At 64.2% G+C, this 17,537-nt stretch carries 16 protein-coding genes; 13 read left to right on the top strand and 3 right to left on the bottom strand.

The window, feature by feature from the left end:
• Positions 1-3 precede the first annotated feature (3 nt).
• Complete coding sequence (locus CSQ91_RS05565) at positions 4-1,833, top strand: glycoside hydrolase family 15 protein (RefSeq protein WP_099387626.1); 1,830 nt, start codon at positions 4-6, stop codon at positions 1,831-1,833.
• 72 nt (positions 1,834-1,905) lie between these two features.
• Here the strand turns inward: CSQ91_RS05565 and CSQ91_RS05570 are convergent, their stop codons facing one another.
• Positions 1,906-2,826, bottom strand: a complete 921-nt coding sequence (locus CSQ91_RS05570) for a LysR family transcriptional regulator (protein WP_099387627.1) — start codon at positions 2,824-2,826, stop codon at positions 1,906-1,908.
• 119 nt (positions 2,827-2,945) lie between these two features.
• On the opposite strand from CSQ91_RS05570, the gene mdcA reads away from it, so the two are divergent.
• Genes mdcA through mdcH form a run of 9 tightly spaced genes read left to right on the top strand, consistent with a single transcriptional unit; the run spans position 2,946 to position 10,256 of the window.
• Entirely contained in the window at positions 2,946-4,619 is a 1,674-nt protein-coding gene (gene mdcA, locus CSQ91_RS05575) for a malonate decarboxylase subunit alpha (RefSeq protein WP_099387628.1), read from the top strand.
• Positions 4,619-5,509, top strand: a complete 891-nt coding sequence (locus CSQ91_RS05580) for a triphosphoribosyl-dephospho-CoA synthase (protein ID WP_180278350.1) — start codon at positions 4,619-4,621, stop codon at positions 5,507-5,509. The genes mdcA and CSQ91_RS05580 overlap by 1 nt, the downstream gene beginning before the upstream one ends.
• Positions 5,496-5,804 carry a malonate decarboxylase subunit delta gene (locus CSQ91_RS05585; RefSeq protein ID WP_099387630.1) on the top strand — a complete coding sequence of 103 codons (309 nt, stop codon included), beginning with the start codon at positions 5,496-5,498 and terminating at the stop codon, positions 5,802-5,804. The genes CSQ91_RS05580 and CSQ91_RS05585 overlap by 14 nt, the downstream gene beginning before the upstream one ends.
• Complete coding sequence (locus CSQ91_RS05590) at positions 5,801-6,655, top strand: biotin-independent malonate decarboxylase subunit beta (RefSeq protein ID WP_099387631.1); 855 nt, start codon at positions 5,801-5,803, stop codon at positions 6,653-6,655. The genes CSQ91_RS05585 and CSQ91_RS05590 overlap by 4 nt, the downstream gene beginning before the upstream one ends.
• On the top strand, positions 6,652-7,464 hold the full coding sequence (gene mdcE / locus CSQ91_RS05595; RefSeq protein WP_099387632.1) for a biotin-independent malonate decarboxylase subunit gamma: 813 nt from the start codon (positions 6,652-6,654) through the stop codon (positions 7,462-7,464). Before CSQ91_RS05590 ends, mdcE begins: the two co-directional genes overlap by 4 nt.
• Positions 7,465-7,518: 54 nt before the next feature.
• On the top strand, positions 7,519-7,947 hold the full coding sequence (gene madL / locus CSQ91_RS05600; RefSeq protein ID WP_099387633.1) for a malonate transporter subunit MadL: 429 nt from the start codon (positions 7,519-7,521) through the stop codon (positions 7,945-7,947).
• Positions 7,940-8,704 carry a malonate transporter subunit MadM gene (gene madM, locus CSQ91_RS05605; protein ID WP_034781494.1) on the top strand — a complete coding sequence of 255 codons (765 nt, stop codon included), beginning with the start codon at positions 7,940-7,942 and terminating at the stop codon, positions 8,702-8,704. The genes madL and madM overlap by 8 nt, the downstream gene beginning before the upstream one ends.
• Positions 8,701-9,321, top strand: coding sequence for a malonate decarboxylase holo-ACP synthase (locus CSQ91_RS05610; protein ID WP_099387634.1), 621 nt, complete (start codon positions 8,701-8,703; stop codon positions 9,319-9,321). The genes madM and CSQ91_RS05610 overlap by 4 nt, the downstream gene beginning before the upstream one ends.
• Complete coding sequence (gene mdcH / locus CSQ91_RS05615; RefSeq protein ID WP_099388577.1) at positions 9,318-10,256, top strand: malonate decarboxylase subunit epsilon; 939 nt, start codon at positions 9,318-9,320, stop codon at positions 10,254-10,256. The genes CSQ91_RS05610 and mdcH overlap by 4 nt, the downstream gene beginning before the upstream one ends.
• On the opposite strand, the gene CSQ91_RS05620 is transcribed toward mdcH, so the two are convergent.
• Both CSQ91_RS05620 and CSQ91_RS05625 read right to left on the bottom strand, forming a co-directional pair.
• Entirely contained in the window at positions 10,253-12,556 is a 2,304-nt protein-coding gene (locus CSQ91_RS05620; RefSeq protein ID WP_257217231.1) for a TonB-dependent receptor, read from the bottom strand. The two genes, mdcH and CSQ91_RS05620, sit on opposite strands and share 4 nt — an antisense overlap.
• A 322-nt stretch (positions 12,557-12,878) precedes the next feature.
• Positions 12,879-14,138, bottom strand: a complete 1,260-nt coding sequence (locus CSQ91_RS05625) for a PepSY-associated TM helix domain-containing protein (protein ID WP_070279854.1) — start codon at positions 14,136-14,138, stop codon at positions 12,879-12,881.
• Between the two features lie 238 nt (positions 14,139-14,376).
• On the opposite strand from CSQ91_RS05625, the gene CSQ91_RS05630 reads away from it, so the two are divergent.
• The 3 genes from CSQ91_RS05630 (at position 14,377) to CSQ91_RS05640 (ending at position 17,276) form a co-directional block, all read left to right on the top strand.
• Positions 14,377-15,207, top strand: a complete 831-nt coding sequence (locus CSQ91_RS05630; RefSeq protein ID WP_099387636.1) for an alpha/beta fold hydrolase — start codon at positions 14,377-14,379, stop codon at positions 15,205-15,207.
• Positions 15,208-15,218: 11 nt separating this feature from the next.
• On the top strand, positions 15,219-16,754 hold the full coding sequence (locus CSQ91_RS05635) for a hybrid sensor histidine kinase/response regulator (protein ID WP_099388578.1): 1,536 nt from the start codon (positions 15,219-15,221) through the stop codon (positions 16,752-16,754).
• Between the two features lie 105 nt (positions 16,755-16,859).
• Entirely contained in the window at positions 16,860-17,276 is a 417-nt protein-coding gene (locus CSQ91_RS05640) for a hypothetical protein (protein ID WP_099387637.1), read from the top strand.
• Positions 17,277-17,537 lie beyond the last annotated feature (261 nt).

Genomic DNA, 17,537 nt, shown 5'->3' on the forward strand with positions numbered 1-17,537 from the left:
CCGATGACCATATCCATTGAACAAGCTGATGACACCCCCGGCGGCGCGTCCGCGCAAGCATCCCTCAACTGCGGCGTGGTGGGCAATTGCGCCTTCAGCGCCCTGATCGACCAGGCGGGGCAGGTCGTCTGGTCCTGCCTGCCCCGTTTCGACGGTGATCCCGTCTTCAACGGCTTGCTGGACGCCACGGAAAACGGCAGCGTGTGGGCCATCGACATTGAAAACTTTGCCCGCAGCGAACAGTTTTATGAGCCGAACACGGCCGTGCTGCGCACGCGGCTGTACGACACGGACGGACGGGGCGTGGAAATCACGGATTTCGCGCCCCGATTCCTCAGCCGCGACCGCATGTTCCGCCCGCTGATGCTGATCCGCCGCGTGCGCCCGCTCGACCACGCCGTGCGCATCCGCGTGCGCCTGCGTCCCCGCTATGACTGGGGCAAGCTGGCGCCGCAGATCACGCAGGGCAGCCACCACATCCGCTACGTGGGGCCGGAACAGACCTTGCGCTTGAACACCGATGTGTCGCTCAACTATGTGCTGAGCGAAACGTATTTCGTGCTGGGCGGCACGGCCAACTTCCTGCTGGGCCCGGATGAAACCTTGGCCGGCGGCATCGACGAGACGGCGCGCATCTTCGAGAAGGAAACCATCAACTACTGGCGCACCTACACCCGCCGCCTGGCCGTGCCGCTGGAATGGCAGGACGTGGTCATCCGCGCGGCCATCACATTAAAACTGTCTTTATATGAAGACACGGGCGCCATCATCGCCGCCATGACCACCAGCATCCCGGAAGCGCCCGGCAGCAGCCGCAACTGGGATTACCGCTATTGCTGGCTGCGCGACGCCTTCTTCGTCGTGCGCGCGTTGAACAGCCTGTCGGAAGTGGGTACGATGGAAGAGTATTTGCGCTGGCTGACGAATATCGTCGCCCGCTCGAAGGGCGGCCACATCCAGCCCCTGTACGGCATCGGCCTGGAAGAGCAACTGCCCGAATCCATGCTCGACCACTTGCCCGGCTACCGCGGCAACGGCCCCGTGCGCGTCGGCAACCAGGCGCAGGAACACTTCCAGCACGATGTCTACGGCAACATCGTGCTGGGCGCCGCGCAAGCCTTCCTCGACCACCGCCTGTTCCACCGGGCCGGCAAGGCCGAGTTTGCCGCGCTGGAAGCCGTGGGCGATCAGGCATTCAAATTGCATGCGGAGCCGGACGCGGGCATGTGGGAGCTGCGCACGCGGGCGAGGGTCCACACCTCGTCCATGCTGATGAGCTGGGCGGCCTGCGACCGCCTGGCCAAGGTCGCGCACAAGCTGGGGCTGGACGACCGCGCGGACCACTGGAACAGCCGTGCCGTGCTGATCCGCGAAAGGTTGCTGCGCGAAGCGTGGAGCGAGGAGCGCCAGGCCTTCGCGGAAAGCCTGGGCGGACGCGACCTGGACGCCTCCGTCCTGCTGATGGCGGAAGTCAACTTCATCGACCCCATGGATCCCCGTTTCATCGCCACCGTCGACGCCCTCGAAGCATCGCTGTGCGACGGCCCCTACATGCGCCGCTACGAAGCGCCCGACGACTTCGGCAAACCGGAAACGGCTTTCAACATCTGCACCTTCTGGCGCATCGACGCCCTGGCCCGCATCGGCAGGAAGGATGAGGCACGCCAGATATTCGAAACAATGTTAATGGCGCGCAACCACCTGGGCTTGCTGTCGGAAGATACGCATCCGGTGACGGGGGAGATGTGGGGCAACTTCCCGCAGACGTATTCGATGGTGGGGTTGATTAACTGCGCGGTGAGGTTGTCGGCGCCTTGGGATAGTGCTATTTAAGTTCACCCCCAAGGCAAGTTCCGGGGTCGGACCCTCAGGGTCCGACCCCAGCTTTTTCACTGCTCGGGGTAATCACGCGCCAGCAGGCTCGCGTCGCCCATACAACCTGCACTCCGCCGCCAGCGCCAGCAAGTTCGGGTCGCGCTCGCGGCTGCTCAGCATCAGCAGGGTGATCTGCTGGTGCGAGCCGTAGCGGGCGTCCAGGGGCAGCAGTTCGATGCGGGAGCTGAAGGCGCGCACGCGGCCCGGCAGGAGGCTGTAGCCGATGCCGCCGCTGACCAGGTTGATCAGCGAGAAGATGTCGCCCACGCGCATGGCCGTGTCGGGCACGAAGCCGGCCAGTTCGAATGCGTGGTTGAAGCTTTGCGAGGTGACGAAACCCTCGTTGAGCGTGACGAATTTGTCGTCGCGCAGCGCCTGCAAGTCCACGGAAGCGGCGCCCGCATAGGGCGAGGCCAGCGGCGCGGCCAGGAAGATGTCGTCCTGGAACAGGGGCACGGCCACCAGCCCGGCATGCTGTTCGTCTTCCTGCACGCCGACGATGATGGCGTCCAGCCTGCCGTCGGCCAGGCTTTGCAGCAGTTCGCGGTTCGACCCCAGGGTCAGGTCGATGTCGAGACCGGGCCGGCGCAGCTTCAGGGCGATCACCAGTTGCGGGATGCAGTGCAGGGTCAATGAATACAGCGAGCCGATCTTCAGGCGCACGGGATTGATGCCCGACATTTCGCGCACCTTGCGCACGCCTTCCTCGCACTCGGCCAGCGCGCGCCGCGCCGATTCGGCAAAGGTGTAGGCCGCATGCAGGGGGATCAGGCTGCGGCCCTCGCGCTTGAACAGGGGACAGCGCAAGCCGTCTTCCAGCGAATGCAGGGCGCGATGCACGCTGACGGTGCTCTGGCCCAGCGCATCGGCCACCCGCGCCAGGTTGTTCAATTCCATAAAGCTGAGAAACACTTCCAGCTTTTTCAGCGTAATTTCTTCGTTGATGGCCATGATCACCGTGATTATCGTGAGTTCATTAACTTCAGGGTAATGAACATGGTAGCAGGTTGATTGTCGCGGTTCCGTTTTCGCTCTATCGTCGGGGTTCGATAGCTCATTCCGGAGGCATGATGTCAACCGCCACAGCAGCGCCAGGGCAGCGGCAAAAACAGTGGGACACGCGGCGCACCGAGAAGCGCCGCCGCCTGGAAGCCGTGCGCCAGTACGCGAGCGGCCCCGTGCTGCAACAGGGCGACATGGTCGCCGTGCTCGAAGCGCTGCTTGCGCCGGGCGACCGCGTCGTCCTCGAAGGCAATAACCAGAAGCAGGCCGATTTCCTCGCCCGCATGCTGACCCAGGTCAACCCCGACAAGATCCACCATCTGCACCTGATCATGCCCAGCGTCAGCCTGCCCGAGCACCTCGACCTGTTCGAGCGGGGCATCGCCCGCAAGCTCGATTTTTCGTTTGCCGGCACGCAAAGCCTGCGCATCGCCCAGTTCCTGCAGGATGGCTTGCTGGAAGTGGGCGCCATCCACACGTATATCGAGCTGTATGCGCGCCTGTTCGTTGACCTCACGCCCAACGTCGTCATGGTGGCCGGCTACATGGCCGACCGCCAGGGCAATCTGTACACGGGACCCAGCACGGAAGACACGCCCACCCTGGTGGAATCGGCCGCCTTCCGCGACGGCATCGTCATCGCCCAGGTGAACCAGATCGTCGACGATGTCAGCGACTTGCCGCGGGTCGACGTGCCCGGCTCGTGGATCGATTTCGTCGTGCAGTCCGACAAGCCGTTCTTCATCGAACCCTTGTTTACCCGCGACCCGCGCGTGATCAAGCCCGTGCACGTGCTGATGGCCATGATGGCGATCCGCGGCGTGTATGAAAAACACCAGGTGCAGTCGCTCAATCACGGCATCGGCTTCAATACGGCCGCCATCGAACTGATCTTGCCCACGTATGGCGAGCAGCTGGACTTGAAGGGCAAGATTTGCCGCAACTGGGTGCTCAACCCCCATCCCACCCTGATTCCCGCCATCGAGACGGGCTGGGTCGAGAGCGTGCACTGTTTCGGCGCGGAGCTGGGCATGGAAGGCTATGCGGCCGCGCGGCCAGACGTGTTCTTTACGGGCCGCGACGGTTCCATGCGTTCGAACCGGGCCCTGTGCCAGCTGGCGGGCCAGTACGCGGTCGACCTGTTCATCGGCGCCACCCTGCAGATGGATGGCCTGGGCAATTCGTCCACCGTCACCAACGGCCGCCTGGCCGGTTTCGGCGGCGCGCCCAATATGGGCCACGATCCGCATGGCCGGCGCCACCCGACGCCCGCCTGGCTGGACCTGATCGAGACGGACGACCCGCTCGCGCGCGGCAAGAAGCTGGTGGTGCAGATGATCGAAACGTTTCAGGACGGCGGCCAGCCGACCATCGTCGAATCGCTCGACGCCGTGGCCGTGGGCCAGGCCAGCGGCATGCCGCTGGCGCCCGTCATGATCTATGGCGACGACGTCACCCACGTGCTGACGGAAGAGGGCATCGCCTACCTGTACAAGGCCCGTTCGCTGGACGAGCGCAAGGCCATGCTGGCGGCCGTGGCCGGCGTGACGCCCATCGGCCTGCGCCACGACCCGAAGACGACGGCCAAACTGCGCGCCGATGGCCTGATCGCGCTGCCCGAGGATATCGGCGTGCAGCGCGGCGCGGCGAACCGCTCGCTGCTGGCCGCGAAAAGCATCGCCGACCTGGTCGAATGGTCCGACGGCCTGTATCAACCGCCCGCCAAATTCAGGAGCTGGTAATGAGCACAATGATGACGACAATGATGATGACAGTGCCGGTGCGGGAACGCGCCGCCGCGCTGGGTCGGCAAGTGCTGCAGGCGCTGCTCGATGAAGTGACCCTGACGCCGAAACCGGGCCTCGTTGATTTGCGCAGCCGTGGCGCCCATGCGGACTTGAACTGGGCCCTGATGTGCCAGTCGGCCTGCGTGCTGGAGCCCATGTTTGCCGCCATGGCGCAAGCGGGCTGGGAAAGCGGCGATGACGACGGCCTGCGCCAGCGCATCGGCGCCATCGGCCGCGATGGCGAGGCGCTGATGCTGGCAGCCACGGGCGGCGTGAACACGCACCGGGGCGCCATCTGGGCTCTGGGCCTGCTGGCGACGGCGGCGGCGCAGCAGGGGGCTCGGGGCGCGTCGCTGGCGCCGCACGTCGTGGCGGCGCGGGCCGGCGCGCTGGCCCGCTTGCATGACCGCGGCGCGCCCGGCGTTACCGGCAACAAGGGCGAGCTGGCGTGCCGCCAGTATCGGGTCTATGGCGCTCGGGGCCAGGCCCGCGCCGGTTTCCCACTGGTGACGGGTGCGGGACTACCCGCGTTGCACGCCTCGCGGGCACGCGGCGACAGCGAGACGACGGCACGCCTGAACGCCTTGCTGGCCATTCTCAGCCAGCTGGACGACACGTGCGTGCTGTCGCGCGGCGGCGAGCCGGCCTTGCTGGCGTTGCAAACGGGGGCGGCGCGGGTACTGGCCGCCGGCGGCGCGGCCACTGCCGCCGGCGCCGAGGCGCTGCTGGCGCTGGAAGCGGTGGCGCTGGCGCGCGGCGTGTCGCCGGGCGGCGCGGCGGATTTGCTGGCGGCCACCCTGTTCCTCGACCGATTGACAGAAGGAGAAGCGCATGGAAACGCGTGAGTATACATTCCCGGCCGGGCAGCCGGCATCGGGGCGCGCCCTGGCCGGCGTCGTCGGTTCGGGCGACCTGGAAGTGCTGCTGCAGGCTGGCGACGATGGCGTGACCCGCATCGTCGTGAACACCTCCGTCGACGGCAAGGGTGCCGTGTGGGATGCGCTGTTGCTGCGCGTCTTCGGCGGCGAGCCGCTGCCGGCGGCGAGCATCGTCATCAACGATTGCGGCGCCACGCCGGGCGTGGTGCGCATGCGCATCGAGCAAGCCTACGAAGAATTGCAAGCGGGGAGGGCGGCATGAGTACCTTGAAGGAATTGCTGGAGCGCGACAGCTTCATCGAACGGGGCGCGCGCAGCCGGGCCAGGGCCTTGCTGGACGCTGGCAGCATGCGCGAACTGCTCGACCCGTTCTGCGGCATCGCTTCGCCCTGGCTGCCGAAACAAGGCGTGACGGCGCAGGCGGATGACGGCGTGGTGGTGGCCAAGGGTCTGTTCGACGGCCAGCCCGCCGTGGTGCTGGCCATCGAGGGCGCCTACCAGGGCGGCAGCATGGGCGAAGTGGGCGGCGCGAAAATCGCCGGCGCGCTGGAACTGGCGGCGCACGACAACCGCAATGGCGTGCCGACACGCGCCGTGATCCTGTTCGAGACGGGCGGCGTGCGCCTGCAGGAAGCGAACCTGGGCTTGGCGGCGATTGCCGACATCCATGCCGCCATCGTCGACCTGCGCCGCTACCAGCCGGTCATTGGGATTACCGCCGGCACGGTGGGCTGCTACGGCGGCATGTCGATCGCGGCGGGCCTGTGCAGCTATCTGGTCGTCACGCGCGAGGCGCGCCTGGGTCTCAACGGCCCGGCCGTGATCGAGCAGGAAGCGGGCGTGGGCGAATTCGACTCGCGCAACAAGCCCTTTATCTGGAGCCTGACGGGCGGCGAGCAGCGCTTCCACAGCGGCCTGGCCGACGCCTATGTGGAAGACGACACGGCGCAGATGCGCGCCACCGTGGCCGCATTGTTCGCACGCGGCGTGCCGGCGCAGCACCGCAGCGACCAGGCCGACGTCTTCCTGGCCCGCCTGGCGCAAGTGGATGCGGGCCCGCAAGCCACGCCGGAAGCCGTGCGCAGCATCTACAGCAAAGGAGCAGCAGCATGAACGCCATCACCGACACGAGCCGCGGCGCCGTCTGGCTGGCGGCACTCACGAACAACGCTGCGCCGCTGGACGGCTATCCGCCTTCCGTGCGCGTGGTCGACGCGCCGCTGGCGGGGGAGCCGGCGCGCTACCTCGCCGTGCTGCCCGACCCGGACAACCGTTTTGCGCGTGCCCGCACGGGAGAAATCGGCCTGGCCGAGGCGTGGCAGCTGGCGCGCGCGGTGCAGCAGGTGGTTGCCGAGGACCGCGCGCTGGCCGTGAAACGGCCCATCGTCGCCGTCATCGACGTGGCCAGCCAGGCCTATGGCAGGCGCGAGGAAGCGTACGGCATCCACCAGGCGCTGGCCGGCGCGGCGGGGGCTTACGCCGAGGCGCGCCTGGCCGGCCATCCCGTGATCGGGCTGATCGTCGGCAAGGCCATGTCGGGCGCCTTCCTCGCCCACGGCTACCAGGCCAACCGCCTGATCGCGCTCGACGATCCGCAAGTGATGGTGCACGCGATGGGCAAGGCGTCGGCGGCGCGCATCACCCTGCGCACCGTGGCAGCGCTCGAAGCACTGGCCGCGACCATCGCGCCGATGGCCTACGACGTCAGGAACTACGCCAGCCTGGGACTGCTGTGGCAAACCTTGCAGGTAGCGCAGCCCGATGATCCGTCGGCGCAGGATACGGCCGCCGTCGACGCCTGCCTGCAGGCGGCTCTCGGCGATATCCGCGCCGACCCGCAGCGGGATCTTTCCAGCCGCCTGGGCGCGCCGCACCGCCAGGCATCGGCAAGAGTCAGGGAGGTATTGCAGCAGCAGTGGTAAGTGAAACAACAGAGAAGACACCAAGTCATTCCTATTCCTATAACGGAGACAATCATGATCATTTACGGAACCGCATTGCTGGCCCTGTGTCATTTGCTCGGCATCTTCCTGGGCGACCTGCTCGGGCAGCTGATGGGCGTCAAGACCAACGTGGGCGGCGTGGGCATCGCCATGCTGCTGCTGATCTGCGCCCGCCTGTACATGCAGCGCCGATCCTGGCTGCCGCAGATGACGGAACGGGGCGTCGAATACTGGGGCGCCATGTATATTCCCGTGGTGGTGGCGATGGCGGCGCAGCAGGATGTGGTGGCGGCCCTGCGCGGCGGCCCGGTGGCCGTGCTGGCCGCCATCGGTTCCGTGCTCGTTTGCGGTGCCGTGATTTCTATGATTAACCGTTCGGAAAGCCCTGCTGCCATCGCTGCCGCTGAAGCTGACCGCGTGCAAGCCGACTCCATGTTGATGAAGGAGCACCGTCATGCTTGAAATCTTTGAGAAAGCCGCCATCCACAATGGCCTGGTGACGGCCTTCGCCTTTGTCGGCCTGATCATGCTGCTGTCGATCGCCCTGTCGAAGTACCTGACTTTCGGCCGCGTGCACGGCTCGGCCATCGCCATCGTGATCGGCCTGGGCCTCGCTTACTGGGGCGGCGTGCATAGCGGCGGCCACAAGGGACTGGCCGATTTGTCGCTGTTCGGCGGCATCGGCCTGATGGGCGGCGCCATGCTGCGCGATTTTGCCATCGTCGCCACGGCCTTCGAAGTGCAGGCGACGGAAGCGCGCAAGGCTGGCCTGATCGGCTTGGTGGCGCTGGTGCTGGGCGTGGTGCTGCCCTTCCTCGTTGGCGCCGGTGTCGCCTATGCGTTTGGCTATTCGGACGCCGTCAGCATGACCACCATCGGCGCCGGCGCCGTCACGTACATCGTCGGCCCCGTCACGGGCGCGGCCATCGGCGCCAGTTCGGACGTCATGGCATTGAGCATTGCGGCAGGCTTGATCAAGGCCATCCTGGTGATGGTGGGCACGCCCGCCGCGGCGCGCTTCCTGCGTCTGAAAACGCCCCGTTCTGCGATGGTGTTCGGCGGCCTGGCCGGCACCGTCAGCGGCGTGTCGGCCGGCCTGGCCGCCACCGACCGCAAGCTGGTGCCGTATGGCGCGCTGGTGGCCACGTTTCATACAGGCCTGGGCTGCTTGCTGGGACCGTCCTTGCTGTTCTTTGCCGTCAAGGCGGTTGTAGCATGATGGAAGCCTGGCGCGCGCATGACTTGCTATGGGTATCCGGCCTGCCGGACGGCGCATCCTTGCCCGCCTGGCTGGACGCGGCCTGGCTGCGGGCGGCGCCGCTGGTGGTGCGGCGCGCCAGCACGGTGCCCGGGCGCATTCCCGTGGGCATGCGCGGTATGCTGCGCAGCGAGCGGCATGCGTGCGAAGTGGACGCGGCCGCCGTCGTGCGTAGCGTCACGCCGGAAATGCTGGCGCGGCTGGCGCATACCCCGTCGTCCGGTTTTGACTGTACTGCGCTCGGTGCGCTGCGGCAGGTGGCGCCGCTGCTCGACGCCACGGGCTGGGCCTGGGGGCCAACGGGCGGCGTGGGCTTCGCCCTGGCCAGTGGCTTGCCTGTGCTGCGCGCCGACAGCGACCTCGATCTCGTGCTGCGCATCGCCGCGCCGCCGGACGCCGCGCAGGCCGGCGCCCTGCGTACCATCGCGGCGACTGTCACGGCGTGCCGGCTGGATCTGCAGATCGACACGGGCAGTGGCGGCTTTGCGTATGCCGAGTGGGCGGCGGGCCGGGGCAAGATCTTGCTGAAAACGGATCACGGTCCCGTGCTGACGGCCACGCCATGGGAGATGGCATGAGCGTGTTGTTTACCTTTCCCGGCCAGGGCGCCCAGTATCCCGGCATGCTGCATGCGCTGCCCGACGACTTGGCCGTGGCGGGGGCTTTGGCCGAAGCGGCGGGCGTGCTGGGCCACGATCCTTTGGCGCTGGATACGGCTGTCGCGCTGGCGTCGACGCGGGCCGTGCAACTGTGCTTGCTGATTGCAGGCGTGGCCATGGCGCGTTCCCTGGCGGCGCGCGGCGCGCTGCCCGACATGGTGGCCGGTTTTTCCATCGGCGAGTATGCGGCGGCCGTCGTCGCCGGTGCGCTCGATTATGCGGATGCCTTGCGCCTGGTGGCGCGGCGCGGAGAGCTGATGGAGCAGGCATATCCCAACGGCTACGGCATGGCGGCCATCATCGGGCTTGATCTGGCGCAACTCGAACCCGTGCTGGCCGAGGTGCACGGCGCAGCTACGCCCGTGTATGTCGCCAACCTGAATGCGCCGCGCCAGATCGCCATTGCCGGCAGCGAAGCCGCCTTGCAAGCCGTGATGGCGCTGGCCCTGGCGCACGGCGCCAGCAAGGCCAAGCGCCTGGCCGTCAGCGTACCGTCGCATTGCCCGTTGATGGAGGCCGCCGCGGGCGACATGGCCGCCGCCTTCGAGGGCGTGGCCCTGCGCCGGCCATCGCTCGTCTATCTGAGCAGCAGCGCGGCGCGCGCGCTGTTCGACCCGACCCGCATCCGCGACAGCCTGGCAGCCAACATGGCCCAGCGCGTACAGTGGAGCAGTACCGTGCGCCTGGCATGGGAGCGGGGCGCCCGCCTGGCGCTGGAAATGCCGCCCGGCAGCGTCCTGACGCGGCTGACGGCGCCCGACTTCACGGACGGCGTGGCCATCTGCTGCGACGGCAACCGGGGCGACAGCCTGCTGGCGCTGGTACAGCGGGAGCGCAACGGCGCCCTGCCTTAAAGCCTGGCGCTCAAGCCAATCTGGAATCCACGGCCCGGCAAGGGTGCGATGTATTTCAGTGGAGAATTGTGCGGCCGGGCATCGTCATCGAGCAGATTGGTGCCGCTGATGAACACGTCGATGCCTGCAAACGGCGAGTTCGGCACCTGCAGCGCGCGGCTCACCTGGAAGTTCACCATGGTGTAGCCGTCGAGCGGCACTTCCTCGCTGACGCTCTTGCCCAGGTACTTTTGCTTGTCGTAGCGGGTGCCGGACAGCCTGGCCTTCCACCCCATGTTTTCCCACAGCAGATTCGCGCCATAGCGGTTGGTGGGCATATTGGGCAGATACGCGCCATCGTTGTGCGCGCGCAGCTTGTCGGGGTTGTCCGCCTTGTTCTTGACCAGGTCGGCAAATGCGGACAGGTTCAGTTTTCCGTAGCTGCCAAGCTGTATGACCTGGGAGGCGTCGATCTCGAATCCCTTGACCGTCGTATCGGTCTGCTTCCAATATTTCAAGGGCAGGCGATTGGCCATCTGGGCGCCCGAGTGGCCAAGGTAGAGATAGTTCTCGTACTTCATGACATAGCCCGTTGCCGACATGGCAAAGCCGCGATTGCCGAACAGGGCGGTGAGTTCGGTACTTCGAGCGCGCTCCGCCTTCAAGTCCTGGTTGCCTTCTTCCTGGGTCATGATCGAATAGTGGCGGTTGCTCGCATACAACTCATTGACGTCGGGTGCTCTTTCCGAAGAGGCATAGCGCAGCTTCGCGCCGAACAGCTGGCCAAGCTTGGCCGAGGCCCCCAGGCTATAGCTGTTCAGGCTGAACGACCTGTCCTCGAGTTTGGCATTTTTTGCATTCCTCGATGTCTTGAATCCGCTCTTGCGGAGCTCGTGGTCCACTTTTTCATGGCGCAAGCCCGCGTCGAAGGTGGCCCAGTCGACATCGATGCTTTCCTTGACGAACAGCGCGCGGCTGGCCGTGCTTGCATCGGGCAGGTAAAGCTGCGGGCCGCTGCCGGCGATATCCCTGGCTTTATGGCTGAGGCCAAGCAAGCCGCTCAAGGGGCCTGCGCGCCGGTGCGCCAGCAGGAGCTCGGCCTGATTGGTGTCGAACTGGTAGTCATTCGCCTTGGCCGCACCGAGGCGTTCTCCCGAGGCATTGCTCAGGTGGGACACGCGTAGTTGCGCGCTTTCAATGTACGCGACGGGGTCGAGCAGATTGGCTTCCAGCGCATATTTATCTTGCTGTATCACCACGCCGACGGGCAGTCCTTCGTCATAGTTCGCGCCGAAAGACTTGTTTTCCATGGAAAAACCCGGCACGCCATACTCGCTATTCTTGATATCGATGCTGACGGCCACGTAGCCACGGTTGAAAAAGTAGGTGCTGCCGACGGCAAAGTGGGAATTGCTGGCATAGCTGTTGCCCAGGGTGCCGTGGTAGTCCGGGGTCACGTCCTTGTTGATCTTGTTCTGGGTCGTCGACGGCGTACCGGGCACGTAAGCGGGGTTGGCCGGATTGACGTAGGTCTTGCGCTGCCAGACGGAGGTCGGCTGATTGGTATAGAAGGAAAAGTCTCCATCCGCCCAGTCCGGATTTTCCGTCATGAACTGGTCGATAAACGGTTGCGAAGCCTTGTTGTAGACTTGCTGGATCCTCGCTTCCTTCTGGCAACTGTCGGCCAGGAAGGTATTCACGCCGCCCTTCAAGGGAAACAGCTGGCTGTTGCACACGCCGGCCTTGCTGTTGCCGGGAATATCGTAATGCCCGATCTTCTGGAAGGACAGTTGCAGATTCGTCGAGAAGTGCTTGCCATCGTTGAAGTTCATGCGCAAGCCCTGGGCATTGGCATCGTTGAAACCCTTGCGCAGGACCAGTTCCACGTCCTTCTCCTTGCTTTCCATCTTCCTGGAAATGAGGCCGGAATCCACGTCGACGCTGCCGCCAATCGCATTGCCGCCGAAACGCACGGCGTCCGACGATTTGTTGACGGTCGCGCTACGCGCAAACAGCGGATCGAACGGGATGTTGATGTCGCCGCTGAGCGCATTCATGCCGAGGATGGACTGGCCATCCTCGAGGATCTGCACGCGGCTGCCGCTCAGGCTGCGTATCACCGGCGCGCCCGCATTCGGCCCGAAGGCGCTGTTTTGCACGCCCGAGACATGTTCGAGCATGCCGCCCAGGGTCCGGTTCTGGGCTTGCGTATTCTCGACGAGGACGACGCTGTCGATGGTGGAAGGCCGGTCAGCGCGGACCTTGATGGTTTGCAGGGTGACGTCGTCCGCCGCGTAAGCGAGCGGGGCAGTGGACAGCATGGCAGCTGCGAATACGTGATGGCGCATAGGACTTTCTAAAAAGGCGGAAGGTAGTGCTGGGCGCAGGCCCGGCGTGAAGGCGTAAATGCAATTGAGTTGCAATAATAGCTTGCGCCTGATGCTATTGCAAGTAAACTGCATTTAATGGCATTGGCGGACTGGCGCACGGAAGCTGCGCAGCGCAGACAGCCGGCATGTGCCGGCTACTGGGTTGTAAAGTGGGGAGGTGTGCTGGCCTTGCGCGTTGCGCGTGATCAGGCCGCTGGCAAGGTGTGCGGCGCAGACTGCATTGGTCCGCCTGCGCCGTGATGGAGTCGCTGCCTCAGGTGAAGTTTGCTGGCTTTTTCGCCTGCAGCCGGCGCGCGCGCCGTTTGCGCTCCCAGATGACGATGCCCGTCACGGAAAGCATGGCCACCATCACGCCCATGAAGGACATCATGATGCGCCCGGGCAAGCCGAGGATTCGGCCCGAATGCAGGGGGAACTGCAGTTGCACGAAGACGTCGGCGGCCGTGCCTTCCCACGGCTTGTGCTGGCCGATGATGCTGCCATCCATGCCGTCGACGTACAGGTTCGACAGGCCCATGCCGGCCGCGCCGAATTCGTCGGCGGGGTCGAAGAAGGAGACGTTGTAGAACGAATAGTTGCCGCCATAATAAATGCCGCCGATGGGCGAGGTGATGCCGCGCTGCACGGCCTGCTTTTTAGCGATCTCCACCGCCTGCTCGAAACCGATCACGGGCGTGATATACGTGCCGTAGGGCGCCGGCGTCTGGGTTTCGTACGGCCCCGGCGTGGTGGTGGAGACCAGCGACATGACGGGATAAAACACTTCGCGGTACAGGTTCAGCGAGAACGACGTAAACGCGACGACAATAATGATTATCCACACCCACAGGCCGCCCGCGCGGTGCAGATCGAAATTGAGCTTGTAGCCGCCAGCCGCCCAGCGCAGCACCCACGACGGTTTCCACCGTTGCCACCAGCTGGCGGCATCGCGGTGGCGCGGAGTTTCGTCTTGCGCGCGCGGGCGCAAGCGGCGCGGCGTGGTCAGGTAGAACGCCACCATGCTGTCGAGCAGCCAGATCAGGGCGACGCTCCCCATCAGCCAGTAGCCCCAGCGGTCCGTGCCCCAGAAGGCGGGGACGTGCAGGCTGTAGTGCAGATGGCGCAAGAACGGCATCAGGCTGCGGCGCGACAGGGAAATGGCCGTCGAATCGCGCGTGCCCGTGATCTGCGCCGTGACGGGGTCGATGTAGACGGTGTTGTAGTCGAGCACGAACGGTTTGTTCGTGGCCGGGTCGGTTAGCGGGCGCACCATGAAGGCGGCCGCATGGCCTTCTTCCAGGCCCAGGGTCATGTAATTGACTTCCACGCGCGGGTCGGCGGCAGCGACTTTTTGCGCCAGCGCAAATGGTTGCTGAAGGGGGCCGCGGCCCGGCGTGTCCATGATGTCGGCGTTGAGCCATTCATCCAGTTCATGGTCCCATGACGTGACGGCGCCCGTGAGGCCGGCAACGATGAGGAAGAGGGCGATGGTAAGACCGGCCCAGCGGTGTATGACAGTCCAGAAAGCGCGCATGCGGTACAAACCTTCAACATAAAACCGGCTTGTTGCCGCCAGCGGGCGCCACCGGGGCGCACAGGGAAAAGCCAGGCACGGGCCTGGTATTTTGATAATGGGAATCGTTCTCATTATCCGCCGTGGCGCAGCGTTTGTCCAGCGCCAATGGTGTTGCCCAATGTTAAATAGCGCATGCTAAGATGCTAGCAAGAAGTTAATTTACATTCCATGTGGAAATATTCAAGGCTGAAGCGGCATGCGCATAGAAGATAGGAACAATGTCCGCATTAGCGAACGCAGCGGTGCACCGCAGGCGGGCGCGGCAGCCACCATGGTGTTCATGCACGGCTTTGGCTGTGATCAAACCATGTGGCGCTACCTGGAGCCGTTGTTTCGTGCGCGCTACCGCACCGTGCTGTTCGACCTGGTCGGCAGCGGCGCTTCGGACCTGGCCGCCTATGATTTCGATACCTATGCGCGGCTCGACGCGCATGGAGCCGATTTGCGCCAGGTTATCCATGCGGTCGGCGGCGGCCCCGTCATTTGCATCGGCCATTCCGTCAGCGCCATGAGCGCCTTGCTGGCGACGATCGCCGAGCCGGATCTGTTCGCCGCGCAAGTCATGCTGGCGCCGTCGCCGTGCTATGTCGACGATGCGGCGGCCGGCTACCGGGGCGGCTTCAGCCGTGTCGATATCGATGACTTGCTCGATGCCATGGAGAGCAATTACCTGGGCTGGTCCGCCGGCATGGCGCCCGCCATCATGGGCGCGCCCGGCCAGCCGGCGCTGGGGCAAGACCTGGTGAACAGTTTTTGCCGCACGGATCCCGCCATCGCCCGGCATTTCGCGCAAACCACTTTTTTATCCGACCACCGCGCCGTCTTGCCGCACAACAGCACGCCGGCCCTGATCGTGCAATGCAGCGACGACTTCATCGCACCGCCGTTTGTGGGCGAGTACCTGCGCCAGATGCTGCCGTACAGCAGCCTGCAGGTGATCGAGAATGTCGGCCATTGCCCGCACATGAGCGTGCCCGACGCCAGCTACCGCACCATCCGTCATTTTCTCGATGGCCTGCACCTGTAATGCGCGACACGATGCCTTCCCTGCCTGATACCGGTACCCTGTTCCAGCACGCGGCCTGCGGCTTGCTGCTGTGCACGGCCGACGGCACCATCGTACAGGCGAACGCCACCTTCTGTGGCTGGCTCGGCTATGGCGCCGGGGAATTGCTCGGGAAAAAGAAATTACAGGATTTGCTGACCATTGGCGGGCGCGTATTCCACCAGACGCACTGGCTGCCCCTGATGCAGGTGCAGGGCAGCGTGTCGGAAATCTTGCTCGACATGCGCCAGCGCCAGGGGCAATCCATCCCCATGCTGTTCAACGCCGTGCGCCGCGTGCATGAAGGCGTGCGTTATGACGAGATCGCCGTCTTTGTCGCCAGCGACCGGCGCAAATATGAACAGCAGCTGCAGCTGGCGCGCAAGGAGGCCGGCGAGCTCAACGAGCAGCTGGCGGCCGCCGACCGGCGCAAGGACGAGTTCCTGGCCACCCTGGCGCACGAGCTGCGGAACCCGCTGGCGCCCATGCGCAATGTGCTGGAAGTGCTGCGCCTGGCGCAGCTGGACGACCCGCAACTGTGCTGGGCGCGGGACGTGCTGGGCCGGCAAGTGGGGCACATGACGCACCTGGTCGACGATTTGATGGAAGTGTCGCGCATCACGCAGGGCCGTCTGGAACTGCGCCGCGCCAGCGTGGAACTGGCGCCCGTGGTCGAAGCGGCCCTGCACAGCGTGGCGGAGCTGGCCGCGCAATCCGGCCACAAAGTGCTCGTGGAGCAATGGCCGCAGCCCATCTGGCTCGACGCCGATGCCACGCGCCTGGGGCAGATGATCGCCAACCTGCTGACCAATGCCGTCAAGTACACGCCCGCCAATGGCGTCATCGGGCTGGAGGTGGCCTGCACGGCAAACGAAGTACACATTACCGTGCGCGATTCGGGCATCGGCATCGCGCCCGGGCACCTGGACAAGGTGTTCGAGCTGTTTTCGCAGCTGGAGCCGGCCCTGTCGCGGGCCCAGGGCGGCCTGGGCATCGGCCTGTCTCTCGTGCGGGGCCTGGCCGAATTGCATGGTGGCAGCATCAGCGCGCACAGCGATGGCGTGGGGCAGGGCAGCACCTTTGCATTGCGCCTGCCGCTGCCGGCCGTGCCTTTGCGGGCGCCGCCCGAGCCCAACCGCCGCTTGCTGGCCGGCACGCGCGAAGGCAAGGTGCTGGTGATCGACGACAGCGCCGACGCGGCCGAAAGCCTGGCGCTGGCGCTCGACATCCTCGGCTATGACGTGCGCACGGCCTACGACGGCACGGCCGGCATGGCGGCGGCGCACAGCTTCATGCCGCAAGTGATATTGCTCGACATCGGCTTGCCGCACATGAATGGCTACGACGTGGCGCGGCTGCTGCGCAGTGAACCCTGCGGCAAGGATGCCATCCTCGTGGCCGTCACGGGCTGGGGCCAGGACAAGGACCGCCAGATGGCGTCCGATGCGGGCTTTGATTTGCACCTGACCAAGCCCGTGGATTTTTATGAGCTCGATGCGGTGCTGCAGAAGATGCTGAACATGGCTTAAGGTCGGGCTCGGCTTGGCCGACGATACCTATGCATGGTTTACTAGTGTTTATATCCGCAATGTTTGAATTATAATGAGTGATTATTATTGAGTATTGGGGATGAAATGCAGGAAACATTGAATCAAATATTGTCGTGGCTATCACTTTTTGTTGGTGTCGCTGCGTTGGTAATGTCTTTTTATACAATTTGGCTTGCCCGGCAGACTGAAAGAGAGACGAGAGAAAGTTTTCAACGGTCAGAAGACCGGATACGAGAGCATTATGAGAAGTTAAAAGAAGTTCTTGCTGCCATCGAAACGCGAAGCGCTACGACAGAACAGTCTGTAAGGCTTTCACAGGATCACCTTCTTACTACTATCACAAACCTAGTTAACGAAACATTGATCCCTAAGAAGGTGGATATGGGGGAGCAGATGGGTATGCAATTTATGCAATCACTTTTTAATGATACAGATGGTGGCATGAAGAAAGTGGAATCACTGGCCGGTCTCATGAAAATTGTCGGGCAATCTAAGGATTGATCTTTTTCGGTTTCGTGATATTGATATATTTTTCTGTGAGCGATTGTAATTTAGAAATATTGGTTGTAAATTTTCAATGATTGATATGTTTTAAAATATTTCATATTGATTGGTTGAATGTATTTAAAATGCTATCCTCGCGGCTGTCGTGCGTTGATTCACAGCAAAGGGTCACAAGAAGGCATTTGATCTGGTTTTCGTTTTGTATCTATGAAAAGCCCATAGCTTTTTATGAGCTTGATGTTGTTTTGTGAAAGATGT

The sequence above is a fragment of the Janthinobacterium sp. BJB301 genome (assembly GCF_002735685.1).
GTDB classification, from domain to species: Bacteria; Pseudomonadota; Gammaproteobacteria; order Burkholderiales; family Burkholderiaceae_D; genus Janthinobacterium; species Janthinobacterium lividum.

Coding starts and splice junctions, on each gene's coding strand:
- CSQ91_RS05565 (WP_099387626.1), top strand. CDS start 4: ATGACCATATCCATTGAACAAGCTGATGACACCCCCGGCGGCGCGTCC.
- CSQ91_RS05570 (WP_099387627.1), bottom strand. CDS start 2,826: ATGGCCATCAACGAAGAAATTACGCTGAAAAAGCTGGAAGTGTTTCTC.
- mdcA (WP_099387628.1), top strand. CDS start 2,946: ATGTCAACCGCCACAGCAGCGCCAGGGCAGCGGCAAAAACAGTGGGAC.
- CSQ91_RS05580 (WP_180278350.1), top strand. CDS start 4,619: ATGAGCACAATGATGACGACAATGATGATGACAGTGCCGGTGCGGGAA.
- CSQ91_RS05585 (WP_099387630.1), top strand. CDS start 5,496: ATGGAAACGCGTGAGTATACATTCCCGGCCGGGCAGCCGGCATCGGGG.
- CSQ91_RS05590 (WP_099387631.1), top strand. CDS start 5,801: ATGAGTACCTTGAAGGAATTGCTGGAGCGCGACAGCTTCATCGAACGG.
- mdcE (WP_099387632.1), top strand. CDS start 6,652: ATGAACGCCATCACCGACACGAGCCGCGGCGCCGTCTGGCTGGCGGCA.
- madL (WP_099387633.1), top strand. CDS start 7,519: ATGATCATTTACGGAACCGCATTGCTGGCCCTGTGTCATTTGCTCGGC.
- madM (WP_034781494.1), top strand. CDS start 7,940: ATGCTTGAAATCTTTGAGAAAGCCGCCATCCACAATGGCCTGGTGACG.
- CSQ91_RS05610 (WP_099387634.1), top strand. CDS start 8,701: ATGATGGAAGCCTGGCGCGCGCATGACTTGCTATGGGTATCCGGCCTG.
- mdcH (WP_099388577.1), top strand. CDS start 9,318: ATGAGCGTGTTGTTTACCTTTCCCGGCCAGGGCGCCCAGTATCCCGGC.
- CSQ91_RS05620 (WP_257217231.1), bottom strand. CDS start 12,556: ATGCTGTCCACTGCCCCGCTCGCTTACGCGGCGGACGACGTCACCCTG.
- CSQ91_RS05625 (WP_070279854.1), bottom strand. CDS start 14,138: ATGCGCGCTTTCTGGACTGTCATACACCGCTGGGCCGGTCTTACCATC.
- CSQ91_RS05630 (WP_099387636.1), top strand. CDS start 14,377: ATGCGCATAGAAGATAGGAACAATGTCCGCATTAGCGAACGCAGCGGT.
- CSQ91_RS05635 (WP_099388578.1), top strand. CDS start 15,219: ATGCCTTCCCTGCCTGATACCGGTACCCTGTTCCAGCACGCGGCCTGC.
- CSQ91_RS05640 (WP_099387637.1), top strand. CDS start 16,860: ATGCAGGAAACATTGAATCAAATATTGTCGTGGCTATCACTTTTTGTT.